The 13,406-nt window shown below is 64.1% G+C and carries 10 protein-coding genes; 3 read left to right on the forward strand and 7 right to left on the reverse strand.

The annotated features are described in order from the left end of the window. Window positions 1–15: 15 nt before the first annotated feature. Complete coding sequence (locus BJQ17_RS07235; protein ID WP_014859888.1) at window positions 16–1,071, reverse strand: ATP-NAD kinase family protein; 1,056 nt, start codon at window positions 1,069–1,071, stop codon at window positions 16–18. 283 nt (window positions 1,072–1,354) lie between these two features. Here BJQ17_RS07235 and BJQ17_RS07240 point away from each other — a divergent pair, with 283 nt between their 5' ends. After that, window positions 1,355–3,208, forward strand: coding sequence for a sigma-54-dependent Fis family transcriptional regulator (locus BJQ17_RS07240; protein WP_003255335.1), 1,854 nt, complete (start codon window positions 1,355–1,357; stop codon window positions 3,206–3,208). Between the two features lie 239 nt (window positions 3,209–3,447). Here the strand turns inward: BJQ17_RS07240 and accC are convergent, their stop codons facing one another. The 6 genes from accC to BJQ17_RS07270 form a co-directional block, all read right to left on the reverse strand. Beyond that, window positions 3,448–4,803 carry an acetyl-CoA carboxylase biotin carboxylase subunit gene (gene accC / locus BJQ17_RS07245; RefSeq protein ID WP_003255333.1) on the reverse strand — a complete coding sequence of 452 codons (1,356 nt, stop codon included), beginning with the start codon at window positions 4,801–4,803 and terminating at the stop codon, window positions 3,448–3,450. 17 nt (window positions 4,804–4,820) lie between these two features. Then, window positions 4,821–5,282, reverse strand: a complete 462-nt coding sequence (gene accB / locus BJQ17_RS07250; RefSeq protein WP_003255332.1) for an acetyl-CoA carboxylase biotin carboxyl carrier protein — start codon at window positions 5,280–5,282, stop codon at window positions 4,821–4,823. A 100-nt stretch (window positions 5,283–5,382) separates the two neighbouring features. Beyond that, window positions 5,383–5,838: a type II 3-dehydroquinate dehydratase gene (gene aroQ, locus BJQ17_RS07255; protein WP_003255330.1), complete on the reverse strand. Its 456-nt coding sequence runs from the start codon at window positions 5,836–5,838 to the stop codon at window positions 5,383–5,385. 179 nt (window positions 5,839–6,017) lie between these two features. Continuing rightward, window positions 6,018–7,790, reverse strand: coding sequence for a protein-disulfide reductase DsbD (locus BJQ17_RS07260; protein ID WP_004577008.1), 1,773 nt, complete (start codon window positions 7,788–7,790; stop codon window positions 6,018–6,020). Window positions 7,791–7,979: 189 nt separating this feature from the next. Beyond that, a complete protein-coding gene (locus BJQ17_RS07265) occupies window positions 7,980–9,941 on the reverse strand; it encodes a methyl-accepting chemotaxis protein (protein ID WP_004577007.1) in 1,962 nt (653 codons plus the stop codon). Window positions 9,942–10,086: 145 nt separating this feature from the next. Next, window positions 10,087–11,442, reverse strand: coding sequence for a diguanylate cyclase (locus BJQ17_RS07270; protein WP_070095816.1), 1,356 nt, complete (start codon window positions 11,440–11,442; stop codon window positions 10,087–10,089). A 248-nt stretch (window positions 11,443–11,690) separates the two neighbouring features. Here BJQ17_RS07270 and BJQ17_RS07275 point away from each other — a divergent pair, with 248 nt between their 5' ends. Together BJQ17_RS07275 and BJQ17_RS07280 are read left to right on the forward strand one after the other, a co-directional pair. Next, window positions 11,691–12,758, forward strand: coding sequence for a DUF2333 family protein (locus BJQ17_RS07275; RefSeq protein ID WP_003255321.1), 1,068 nt, complete (start codon window positions 11,691–11,693; stop codon window positions 12,756–12,758). Window positions 12,759–12,760: 2 nt separating this feature from the next. Continuing rightward, on the forward strand, window positions 12,761–13,294 hold the full coding sequence (locus BJQ17_RS07280; protein WP_003255319.1) for an NUDIX hydrolase: 534 nt from the start codon (window positions 12,761–12,763) through the stop codon (window positions 13,292–13,294). The last annotated feature ends 112 nt before the right edge of the window (window positions 13,295–13,406 follow it).

Consider the following 13,406-nt stretch of genomic DNA (forward strand, 5'->3'; position numbering starts at 1 on the left):
TTCTCCGGGGTTGTCTCAACACGGGTTTGCAGGGTGCAGCCGGTGGCCGCGCGGGACGGCCAGCAGGTGGTGGCGGGCGGCATGCGCCAGCACGGCCTCGACGTCCACACTGAGTGGGCCTTGGTGGTCGAGGGTGATGGTGGGGGTGTCATGCTCGGCAAATTCGATTTCGCGTTCGCCGTCCAGGGCCAGGGTGCCGCTGGCGAGGCTCAGGCGCTGGGCGACGCCGGGTGTCAGCGGACCGCAGGCCGTGATGCCGCAGGCTTGCAGCAGGCCGGGCGCCAACGGCGCCAACAGCGCCTGTTCGGCGTCGGGGGCCAGGCGTACCCAGGCGCCGTGCGGGTCTTGCCGTGACACCGGGCACCACAGACCGCACAGGGCCGACAGGCCGATGGCGTGGGGTTCGGCGAAGCAGGCGAAGACTTCGCAGAGGTCCTCGCTGCGGCTGAGCGCACGGGCACCGATGAAGCGCTGCGGCGACACGGCCACCTCGACCAAGGCCCATTCGGCCAGCTGTTGTTCAGGCACGTTCACCAGTAAGCGTTTGTTGCGGCGCAAGCCGATGCTGGCCGGTACCCGGCCACTGGCAAGCAGGCCACCGGCCAGGCCCGCGCTGGTGGCTTCACGAAGTTCGGGGAAGGCGTTGTTGGTGCCGGTGGACAGGGTCAGCAGCGGCACGTCAGCGGCCTCGGCGGCGACCGCCTTGTGGGTGCCATCACCGCCCAACACGGCGATCATCGCCACGCCGCGCTCGACCATGCGCCGGGTAGCCAGGCGGGTATCGGCCACGGTCTGGCTCAGTGGCAGGTCGAGGATCTCGATGGCCGGCCAGTGCTGGTCACGGGCCCCTGGGCCCTGGCTGGCCTTGAGCACTGCGGCAGCGATGCCGGTCATGTCGCTGGGCAACAACACCTGGCCAATGCCGGTGGCGCCGAAAGCGGCCAGCAGGCGCTGGATAGCCGAGGCCTTGTCGGTGCTTGAATAGAGCCCGGCATTGGCGGTCAGGCGGCGCAGGTCGCGGCCAGAGGCAGGGTTGGCAATGATCCCGACAATCGGGGCGGGTAGCGGCATGGCGCACCTCGTATTTTTGTTTGCAAGGGCAGGAGCAAGCGGGGTGCCAGCTTTCTTCGCGATGGCTGAAGTGGCCGGGCTAGAGGGTTCTGGTCGTGTTCGGGCAGGTCTTCACGGGTGTGGCGGCGAGACGCCGGGTGCCAGCGCCGGGCCAGCGTTGCCGAGACGCTGAGACGCTGCGTCTCAAGCCAGCCGGTAATCACACAGTGCTTGTCGGGGCATGCCCAGAGGCGCTTAATGGCCGGACAACGATAAAAACAGCAACGAGAACCGGAGGGCCTGAATGCTTGCCGCGAACTCCCGAGCCCATGTGGACTGCGTCAGCAGGGTGTTGAAGAATGCCGACCGCCTGCCGCAGGCGCCGGTACCACCGCTGATCCTCGATTCATGGCGTCGCTCCATGGATGTGTACCGCCTCGACCCCGGTTCCCAGCAGGGGCCGCGTATCCTTTCCCAAAGCCTGCTCAACGAATGCCGCGAACGCGCCGAGCTGTTCCTGCGCATCGCCAGCGATGCCGTGGCGCGCTTGCACGAACGGGTGCGCGGCGCTGACTACTGCGTGCTGCTTACCGATGCCCAGGGGCGCACCATCGATTACCGGGTCGAGTCGGCCATCCGCAACGACTGTCGCAAGGCCGGGCTGTATCTGGGGACCTGCTGGTCGGAGGGCGAGGAGGGCACATGCGGTGTGGCGGCGGTGCTGACCAGCAAGGCCCCGGTCACGGTGCACAAGCGCGATCACTTTCGCGCCGCCTTCATCGGCCTGACCTGCACAGCGGCGCCGGTGTTCGACCCGTTGGGCGAGTTGTTGGGCGTGGTCGATGTGTCGGCCTTGCAGTCGCCGGATGATCGGCGCAGCCAGCACCTGATCCGCCAGTTGGTCGAGCAGACCGCCCGCGAAATCGAAAACGCTTTCTTTATGCACAGCGCCCAGGGCCACTGGGTGATGCGCGCGCATGGCACGCCGGGCTATGTGGAGAGCCAACCCGATTACCTGCTGGCCTGGGATGCCGATGGCCGCTTGCAGGCAATCAACAGCCTGGCGCGGCAACGGTTGGTGGAGCGCCTGGGGCGCTTGCCTGAGCATATTGGCGAACTGTTCGACATCGACCAACTGCGCCGGGTGAGCGCGTCGTCCGCTCAGCGCCTGCCTGGTCTGGGCGGTTTGTATGGCCGGGTCAGCGCACCGCAGCAACGCCAGCGTGCGCAGCCTTTGCGCCAGGCCCAGGACACCCGTATCGAGCAACACCTGCGGTTGGCCACGCGGGTCAAGGACTGCAACCTGGCGGTGCTGGTACTGGGTGAGACCGGAGCCGGCAAGGAGGTATTCGCCCGCCAGCTGCACCAGCAAAGCCAGCGCTGTGATGGCCCGTTCGTTACCCTTAACTGCGCGGCCATTCCGGAAACCCTGATCGAGAGCGAGTTGTTCGGCTATGTGGCCGGGGCCTTCACCGGTGCTTCCAGCAAAGGCATGCAAGGGCTGTTGCAGCAGGCCGATGGCGGCACGCTGTTCCTCGACGAGATCGGGGACATGCCGCTGAACCTGCAAACCCGCCTGCTGCGGGTGCTGGCGGAGGGCGAGGTGGCGCCGCTGGGGGCGGCGCGGCGGGAGCGGGTGGATATTCAGGTGATCTGTGCGACCCATCGCGATTTGGCGGCGATGGTGGAGGACGGGCGATTTCGTGAAGACTTGTACTTCCGCCTGGCCAATGCCCGTTTCGAGCTACCCCCCTTGCGTGAGCGTGATGACCGGCTGGGGCTGATTCACCAGTTGCTGGCCGAAGAGGCTGCGGCCTGCGGGGTGGAGGTGGTGTTGGCGGATGACGCGCTGCAGGCGCTGCTGGTTTATCGCTGGCCGGGCAATTTGCGCCAACTGCGGCAGGTGTTGCGGTATGCCTGTGCGGTGAGTGAAGGCGGGCAGGTGCGGCTTCAGGATCTGCCGCAGGAGGTGCGCGGTGAAGCGGTTGGCTCGGCTGAAAGCGGGGTGTCGTGCCCGGCACGGCAGTTGTTGCTGGACGCGCTGATTCGCCATCGCTGGAAGCCGGCTGATGCGGCGCGGGCTTTGGGTATTTCGCGGGCGACGCTTTATCGGCGAGTGCATGAGCATCGCATCGACATGCCGCGGATGAAGGGGTAGAGCCCTGGGGGCGCGCTGCGCCCCTTTTGCGACGCAAGGCCGCTCCCACAAGGACGGCGTCAGTCCTGAGGCATGCGCGCAACCTGTGGGAGCAACTGTCTTGCTCAATTTCTAAAAGCGGGCGCGATCCCTGTGGGAGCGGCCTTGTGTCGCGATAGGGCCGCAACGCGGCCCCAGCTTCAGGCAGGCAATAAAAACCCCGGCACAGGGCCGGGGTTCTGGTACATCACACTACACGATCACTCCTGGTTGGCCAGTTTGTGCTCGAGGTAGTGAATGTTGACGCCGCCTTTGCAGAAGCCTTCATCACGCACCAGGTCGCGGTGCAGCGGGATGTTGGTCTTGATGCCGTCGACGACGATCTCGTCCAGGGCATTGCGCATGCGCGCCATGGCTTCGTCGCGGTCCTTGCCGTAGGTGATCAGCTTGCCGATCAGCGAGTCGTAGTTCGGCGGAACCGAATAACCGCTGTACAGGTGCGAATCGACGCGTACGCCGTTGCCGCCCGGGGCGTGGAAGTGCTTCACCTTGCCTGGGCTCGGGATGAACTTCTTCGGGTCCTCGGCGTTGATCCGGCACTCCAGCGAGTGGCCGCGGATCACTACGTCTTCCTGGCGGAACGACAGCTTGTTGCCAGCGGCGATGCTCAGCATCTCCTTGACGATGTCGATGCCAGTGACCATCTCCGACACCGGGTGCTCAACCTGCACGCGGGTGTTCATCTCGATGAAGTAGAAGCGGCCGTTTTCGTACAGGAACTCGAAAGTACCCGCACCACGGTAGCCGATCTCGATGCACGCATCGACGCAGCGCTTGAACACTTCCTGGCGGGCTTTCTCATCGATGCCCGGGGCTGGTGCTTCTTCCAGGACCTTCTGGTGACGGCGCTGCAGCGAGCAGTCACGGTCGCCCAGGTGAATGGCGTTGCCCTGGCCGTCGGACAGTACCTGCACTTCCACGTGACGTGGGTTGGTCAGGAACTTCTCCAGGTAAACCATCGGGTTGCCGAAGGCAGCACCGGCTTCGGTACGGGTGAGCTTGGCCGAGGAAATCAGGTCCTCTTCCTTGTGCACCACGCGCATGCCGCGACCACCACCGCCACCGGCGGCCTTGATGATCACCGGGTAGCCGACGTCACGGGCAATCGCCAGGGCGACTTCTTCGTCTTCCGGCAGCGGGCCATCGGAGCCCGGTACGGTCGGTACGCCCGACTTGATCATCGCGTCCTTGGCCGAAACCTTGTCGCCCATCAGGCGAATGGTGTCGGCTTTCGGGCCGATGAAGGCGAAACCGGATTTTTCCACCTGCTCGGCGAAATCGGCGTTTTCAGCCAAGAAGCCGTAACCCGGGTGAATCGCGGTGGCGCCAGTCACTTCGGCGGCAGCGATGATCGCCGGGATGTGCAGGTAGGAATCCTTCGACGATGCAGGGCCGATGCAGACCGACTCGTCTGCCAGGCCCAGGTGCATCAGTTCACGGTCGGCAGTGGAGTGCACGGCGACGGTCTTGATGCCCAGCTCTTTGCAGGCACGCAGGATCCGCAGGGCAATTTCCCCGCGGTTGGCGATCAGGACTTTTTCGAGCTTCCCAGACATCGTTGGCTCTCCGCGATTCAAACGATGGTGAACAGCGGCTGGTCGAACTCAACCGGCTGGCCGTCTTCTACCAGGATGGCGTCGATGACACCGCCAACATCGGCTTCGATGTGGTTCATCATCTTCATGGCTTCGACGATGCACAGAGTGTCGCCTTTCTTCACGGACTGGCCAACTTCAGCGAAGTTAGGCGAGGTCGGCGAAGGCTTGCGGTAGAAGGTACCTACCATTGGCGAACGGATCACGGTGCCTTTCAGGGCCGGGGCGGCAGCAGTGGCTTCGGCGGCTGGCGCAGCAGCGGCAACCGGCGCAGCGGCAGGGGCGGCGGCCATAGGCGCCGGTGCGTAGAACTGCTGGGCAGCTGGGGTCTTGCTGTGACGGCTGATACGGACCGACTCTTCGCCTTCCTTGATCTCCAGTTCGTCGATGCCAGACTCTTCCAGCAGCTCGATCAGTTTCTTGACTTTACGGATATCCATTAATCATCAACTCCCAAAGGTTCGGTCAGGGGGCGAAATACAAAAAAACGTATCTGAAACGTTTCTCTCGAACCCCGGCCCACTTAGGCCAGGGTTTTCATCATTTGGGCTGTGCGTTGGCAGCCAGTTGTTCCAGCGCGGACTCCAGGGCCAGGCGATAACCGCTGGCGCCCAGACCGCAGATCACCCCTACGGCAACATCGGAAAAGTAGGAGTGGTGACGGAACGGTTCGCGTTTGTGCACGTTGGACAGGTGCACTTCGATGAATGGGATGCTCACCGCAAGCAATGCGTCACGTAATGCGACGCTTGTGTGGGTGAAAGCAGCCGGATTGATCAGGATGAAGTCCACACCCTCGTTGCGTGCGGCGTGAATGCGGTCGATCAGTTCGTATTCGGCATTGCTCTGCAGGTACTGCAGATGGTGGCCTGCGGCGCGGGCGCGTTGCTCCAGGTCCTGGTTGATCTGAGCCAGGGTCACGGCGCCGTAGTGGCCTGGCTCGCGAGTACCGAGCAGGTTGAGGTTGGGGCCGTGGAGCACCAGTAGCGTTGCCATCTGCGGATTCCTTGGATTTGTAGGGCAATTCGACACAGCGCGGCGAGTGTGCCGTAAAGCAACGGCAAGTGTCCAGTTCCCGGCAATAGCCAGCACGATGTCCGAGGTTCGCGCGAAGTATGTGACCGAATAATTAAATCCGGTCACTCATTTCAGGATTTTTCCCGGCTCGCGGGAAGTTATAGACCGACTTTGCCGCGCACGCGCGTCAGAATCTGCGCAAATTCACCGGCATTTATCTCGCCAATCACCCGATCAGCGGTAATTTCGCTGCCGTTCGCAGCAAAAAACAGCAGGGCGGGGGGGCCGAACAGCTGGTAGCGGTCGAGCAGCGTGCGTTGCTCGGCATTACTGTCGGTGATGTCGAAACGCAGCAGTTTGAAGCCGGCCAGCTGTGTTTGCACCTGCGGTGCATTGAGCACCTCATGCTCGATCACCTTGCAGCTGATGCACCAGTCGGCGTACCAGTCCAGCAGCACTGGCTGGCCGGCGGCCTGGGCCTGCGCCAAGGCGGCGTCCAGAGCATCAGGTGTGGTGATGGTCTGCCAGGCATCGGCTTTTGCCGTCGGGAGGCTGCCGCTGGCGGCCAGTGACGCCCCCGGCAGTGGGCGCAGTGGGTCGCCCTGGCCAGTGAGTGCGCCGTACCAGCAAGCCAGCGCGTACACCAGCAAGGCCAGGCCGAGCAGTTGCGCCAGGCGCTGGGCCGCCGTCTTGACGACGAATTCCAGCGCGCCGAGGAACAGTGCCACACCCGCGGCGAGGAAACCGACCAGCAGCAAGGTCACAGGGCCTGGCAGTACACGGCTGAGCAAACCGATGGCCAGCCCCAGCAGCAGTACGCCAATGGCGTTTTTCACCGTGTTCATCCATGGGCCGCTTTTGGGCAGCCAGGCCGCGCCACCGGTGGCCACCAGCAGCAGTGGCGCACCCATGCCCAAACCCAGGGTGAACAGCTTGAGCGCGCCACCCAGGGCATCGCCGCTGGCGCTGATATAGAGCAAGGCACCGGCCAGGGGGGCCGATACACATGGAGAAACCAGCAAGCTGGAGAGTACACCGAGCACTGCTGCACCCAGCAGCGAGCCGCCGCGGGTGTGGTTGGCGACGTTGTTCAGGCGGTTGCTCAGGGCCTGGGGCAGCCTCAGTTCGAAGAGGCCGAACATGGCCAGGGCGAACACCACGAAAAACAGCGCGAAAGGTACCAGCACCCAGGCCGACTGCAGGCGCGCCTGCAGGTTCAGGCTTGCGCCGAACAGGCCCATCAGTGCGCCGAGCACCGCGAAGCTGGCGGCCATTGGCAGCACGTAGGCCAGCGACAGCGCCAGGCCGCGCACGCCACCAACCTGGCCGCGCAGCACCACACCGGAAAGGATCGGTAACATTGGCAGGACGCAGGGGGTGAAGGTCAGGCCGACCCCAGCGAGGAAGAACAGCAGCAGCGACTTCCAGTTCCAGCCGTGTTCGCGGGTGGCTGGCGTGTTTGCAACGCCCTCGCCATCGATACTCAGGCGTGCGGTTTCCGGCGGGTAGCACAGGCCCTTGTCGGCGCAACCCTGGTAGCCCACCAGCAGGGTGAAGGCGCGTGGGTCTTTGCGTGGCAACTCGATATCGAGCACGCCGTGGTACACCTCGACGTCGCCGAAGAATTCATCGTGCTTGGCCTCACCCTTGGGGATGTTCGGCGTGCCCAGGGTGATGTCGGCCGGTTCCGTGTGGAACTGGAAGCGGTGGCGGTAGAGGTAGTAGCCATCGGTGGCGACGAAGCGCAGCTTGATGGTTTGCGCATCGGCCTGGACCAGGTTGAGCTTGAAGGCCTCGTGTACCGGCAGAAAGTCGGCGTTGTTGGCCAGCGAAGCGGCGCCAAGGGTGGCGCTTGGGCGGTTGTCGAGCAGGCCTGCGGCGAAGGCAGGGCTGGCCAGCAGCAGGAACAGCATGAAAAACAGGCGACGCATGGCGGACTCGCGAGGTGGAACGTGCTCGGCATGATAACGGATGCGCAGGAATAATTGGCCCGAAACAAACGTAGGAGCGGGTTTACCCGCGAAGCGCCGCGCGGGCGGCGCTCGATCTCCCAGGCGCAGCACATGTCCCGTCAAACACCACCCAACTGCTACACCTGTCCTGGCGACCACCCCGCTGACTCAGACCCTGAACGCTCGCACGGCCCGGTTCAGCTCACCGCCCAGGCTCAGCAGCTGTTCGCCCTGTTCACGCCCCTCGCCAATGCGCTGCAGGTTGTCTTCACCCAACGCGTGAATCCGCTCGCTGTGGTCACGAATCTCGCTCACCGCGCCACTCTGCTGCGCCGTGACATCGGCAATCCGCACCGCCGTATCGGCAATCGTACGAATGGCACAGACAATCTCATCCAGTGCCCCATCCGCCGCCTGGGCTTGGTTGGCCGTGGCCTCGGCATGTTCCAGTTGCGCGCGCATCCCCGCCACCGAACTTCTGGCGGCCTGCTGCAAGCGGTCGATCAACGCCTGGATTTCGCCGGTAGCCCCCGTGGTGCGCTGGGCCAGCGAGCGTACCTCATCGGCGACCACGGCAAAGCCACGGCCCATCTCGCCGGCACGGGCCGCTTCGATCGCGGCATTCAGTGCCAGCAGGTTGGTCTGCTCGGCAATCGCGCGGATCACCGTCAGTACCCCGCCAATGGTGGCCGACTCCTCCGCCAATTGTTCGATCATGCGGGCGTTGCCTTGCACTTCATCGACCAGCTCACGCAAGCCCGACAGGCTTTGGCCGATTACCGCCTGGCCTTGTTCCACCGCACGCCCGGCATCGCGGCTGGCCTCGGCGGCTGCGCTGGCATCACCAGCCACTTGTTGAATGGTCGCTTCCAGCTCGCCCAAGGCATCGCGGATCTGCCCGGTATCGCCGGCCTGGCGCTCGGCGCCGCCGTGCAGCGCAGCGCTCATGCCGGCCAGGGCGTGGCTGCTGCCGGCCACCTGCTCGGCGTTATGGCGGATGGTGCCGACCAGCTCCACCAGGTACTGACGCAGGCGGTTGAGCGACTCCTGGATGTCGTGCAGTTCGCGGTTGGTCTTGCCCAGGGCGATGGCTTGGGCGAAGTCGCCCTCGGCCCAGCACGACAGGGCCGGGGCCAGTCCGGTCAGGGTACGGGCCAGGCGCCGTTGCAGCGTGTCGATCAGTAGGGCGATCAGCAGGATCAGGCCGATCATGAGGCCTTGGATAATGCGCACCTCGGCAGCGATTTTCGCATGCTGGCCGCGCACTTCGGGTTCCAGCGCGGCGATGGCCTGTTGTACGGCTTCCAGGTGCTGGCCGGTGGTGGTGGCCAGCGCGACGCGGCGCTCGATCTGTTCGCGGGTGCGTTGCAGTTCGGCCGGGTAGCGGTTGAGCAGGCTTTGCAATTCACGCTTCAGGCCTACGGCAATGTCTTCCTGCTGGGCACTGGCCCGGGATTCCAGGCCCATCATTGCAGCGAAGTCGTCGGCACCGGATTCGGCAGTGCGGGTTACGCCGAGCAGTGGCAGGCCGTCGACCGTTTGGGCCTGGGCGCGGATCAGTTGCAGCTCGCGCTCCACCTCGTCGGCCAGCTCCGGGCGGCCGCTGCTGACCAGCTTGTCGCGAGCCAATGACAGCCGCCCCAGGTGCAGGGTGGCGTCGAGCAAGGGCAGCAAGTAGCGATTGGCCTCGGCGTTGCCACTGTCGCGGGCATAGCTGGCCATCTGCTCGAAGTTCGCCCCCAGCTCCCGCTCGGCTTGCAGCAGCAGGGCTTGTGGGTCGCCGGCCAGCTTACCGGCGGCCAGCAGTTCGTTGGCGGTGAAGGCCTGCAGGCTATCCAGGCTGGGGCGCAACTTCTCGGCCAGCTCTACGGGCCAATCCGTCAGTGCGGCCTGCAACTGCTGGGTCGCCTCCATGGCTGCGGCCTGACGCAGGGCATCGCCACTGCCCAGGTAGGCCTGGATATTGCGCGCCGTCTGGTTCTGGAACTGCTGAGACAGGCCCAGATAGCGCTCCATCAGCTGGTAGGGGCGCTCGAGGGCGCGCTGCGACCACCACAGGGTGGCGCCCAAGGCGATACACACGGTCACCAGCAACAGGGTGTTGAAATTGGTCAGCCACTTCAGGCGCATAGCCGCGAATTTCCTGCGCAGGTGAGAGGTAGGCGCCTGAAGTTATTGCGATTTTGTGACGGGGTGATGACGCCGGGGGCTTGGTGTCAGAAAAAAAAGTGGCACAGTGCCTCTATTGGTGAGGCTGGCACAGTGAGTGCGAATCTCAGGGCTCTACACGAACGACGCAATTACGCCCCGCATGCTTGGCCCGGTACAGCGCCTCGTCCGCTGCACTGGCCATGGTCAGTGCATCCAGCCCCTCGTCCAGTTGCACCACCCCTGCACTGAAGGTGCATTGCAAATCCCGCGGCTGCGCCGGGTAGAGAATTTCGGCAAAGCGCCGGCGAATTTCGTCCAGCACCTTGTGTGCGGCGTCCAGCGCGGTATTGGGCATGACGATGGCAAACTCTTCGCCACCGTAGCGGCCAATGAAGTCGGTCTTGCGCAAGCGCTGCTTGAGGAATAGGGCAAGGCTCTTGATCACTCGGTCGCCCATGGGGTGGCCGTGGCGGTCGTTGATCTTTTTGAAGTGGTCGATGTCGAGCATGGCAAAGCTCAACGGCTGCTGCTCACGGCGGGCGCGGAAGCTGCAGTCTTCCAGCAGCTGCAGGATATGGGTGTGGTTGTACAGCCCGGTCAGGCTGTCGCGGACCATGCGTGCCTTCAAATGGCGGGCGCGGGCGGCGCGGTTGCGCACGGTAGTGATCAGGTGGCGTGAGCGAAACGGCTTGGTCAAAAAGTCATCACCGCCTTCGCTCATGGCATCCAGTTGCTTGTCCAGGTCGTCCTCGGCAGACAGGTAGATGATCGGCACGCTCACATAACGGTCACTGTGGCGGATTACCTTGGCCAGCTCCGGGCCGGTGCAGGCCGGCATGTACAGGTCGAGGATGATCAGGTCAGGCTGGAAGTCGGCAAGCTCGGCCATCGTGCGGATCGGGTCGGTCAGGCTGCGGGTGAGCATGCCGGCGCCGGCCAGTACACGCTCGGTGTACAGGGCCTGGGTGCGCGAGTCGTCGATGATCAGCACGCGCAACGGATCGTGCGGGGCGGTGTTGGTCAGCAGTTCGACCTTTTCCAGCAAGCTGGAAGCTTCCAGGCTGCCGGTGAGAAAGTCCTGACCACCGGCGCGTACTGCGGCAAGGCGGGTCGGGGTGTCGGCTTCGTGATGGCTGAAGAACAGCAACGGAATGGCGCGTGCCAGGCCCTGCTGCACTTGGGCGGCCAGCAGCAAGCCCAGGCCGGCGCCGGTGAAGTCGACATCCATGATGATGGCCGAAGACGGGTACTCGCTGATCGAGGCGAGAAACGCCGCTGTGCTGGGCAACGCTTGCACCACCAGGCCAAAGAATTCCAGTTGCTGGGCCAGGCGCTGGGCACGCTCGTGGTCCTGCAGCAGGATATACACCGGTTTGCGCACGGGCAGCAGCAGCGGGTCGAGCGGGTCGTCCTTGCGCAGGCCGTTACGCGTCAGCTGTTGGACGGGGCACTGCGGGCTCGGCTCGACTGCTTGGCTCATGTCCTGGCTACTTATAGGTTGGGATGTGCAGGGGCAATGATGGCTCTATGCTAGCAGCTCTTTTCACGTGCGTGAGTGCCCTGCGTCAACAAAGCGGGCAGAACGAATATTCAGTTGCTGACTGAATGGTCGCTTATGCGTACGGTGGTGTCTGCTTTATAGTGCAGCCATTCGGGCTTCCCGTGGCACGCTAGCGCAGGCCTGTGGTCAAAGCCCCTGAACCGTCGTGACTGATTAAGGACAAAGCCATGCTGGACTGGAAAAACCGCGAGGCCAAAGCCGAGCCCCGTGAGCGTGTCGACGGGCGCGGCGCTGCCGCCCGTAGCTACCTTGGCGGCCTTTGGAGCCGTGCCCTGGGGACCCTGATCGGGTTGTACCTGCTGGTGTGTATCGGCCTGGGCTGGTACTGGAGCCAGGAGCCTGCTCTGTTCCCGGTGCAGCAAAACGCCCAGGCCGCAGCCGAACGTACTGGCCAGCAGATGGTGGTGGGCTATACCACCGTCGAAACCCTCAAGACCGTGGCCGGCACCTTGCTGAACAAGCCGGGCGGCTACATTTCCAACGACCGCTTCCCGCCAGGGCTGTGGATGGACAACATGCCAAGCTGGGAATATGGCGTGCTGGTCCAGGTCCGTGACCTGTCCCGTGCCCTGCGTAAAGACTTCGCCCGTTCGCAGTCGCAGTCCACCGAAGACGCCGACCTGGCCAAGGCCGAGCCGCGCTTCAACTTCGACAACAAGAGCTGGATTCTGCCATCGAGCGAGTCGGAGTTCGAAGAGGGCATCAAGTCGCTGACCCGCTACCAGACCCGTCTGGCTGCCGGGGACAAGGGCGCTATCTTCTATACCCGCGCCGACAACCTGAACAACTGGCTGGGTGACGTGGCCACCCGCCTGGGCTCGCTGTCGCAGCGCCTGTCGGCCAGCGTTGGCCGGGTCAAGCTCAACACCACGCTGAAGACCGAGTCGGTCGTTGCCGGCCAGGCGCCGCAGGTGGATGAGGAGCTGGTGGAAACCCCATGGCTGCAGATCGACAACGTGTTCTATGAAGCCCGTGGCCAAGCCTGGGCGCTGTCGCACCTGCTGCGTGCCATCGAGGTGGACTTCGCCGACGTGCTGGCGAAGAAGAATGCCACCGTCAGCGTGCGTCAGATCATCCGTGAGCTGGAGGCCTCGCAAGAGCCGCTGTGGAGCCCGATGGTGCTCAACGGCAGTGGCTTCGGCATGTGGGCCAACCACTCGTTGGTCATGGCCAACTACATTTCCCGGGCCAACGCTGCGGTTATCGATCTGCGTCAGCTGCTGTCGCAGGGTTGATGATGGCTATCAGCCCAACCGAGGCCGCCCATCGGGCGGCTTCCGACCGCGAGCTGGTCACCTGGGTGGACGAAACCGACCAGGTACTGGGCGCCTTGCCCCGTGCCGAGCTGCGCGAGCGTGGCCTGATCGGTCGCTGCACGTTCATTCTGCTGTTCAACAGTGCCGGTGAATTGTGTGTACACCGGCGTACCCTGAGCAAGGCGCTGTACCCCGGGTATTGGGATGTGGCGGCGGGCGGCATGGTCACGGCCGGGGAAGCGTATGCCGAGTCGGCCGCGCGCGAGCTGGCCGAAGAGCTGGGCATCGAGGGCGCCGAGCTGCGCTTTCACGAGCGGTTCTACTTCGACCAGCCGGATAACCGCTTGTGGTGTGCGGTATATTCGGCGGTGTCGGATGCGCCGTTGCGGTTGCAGCCGGAAGAGGTTATTGAAGCGCGCTTCATCGGTCTGGAACAGGCTGAGCAGGAAAGCCTGAGCAAGCCTTATTGCCCGGACTCGTTGGCGGCGTTGCAGCGCTATAAGGCCACTTTGTAGGCTCGGGTTTGCCCGCGAAATACCGGCCCAGACACCCGTTTCGCAGGGCAAGGGCTTTGCCCTTGTTCGCGGGTAAACCCCCTCCTACACAACCGGCGTATTTATCGTTACA

The sequence above is a fragment of the Pseudomonas sp. NBRC 111139 genome (assembly GCF_001753955.1).
Taxonomy (GTDB): Bacteria; Pseudomonadota; Gammaproteobacteria; order Pseudomonadales; family Pseudomonadaceae; genus Aquipseudomonas; species Aquipseudomonas alloputida.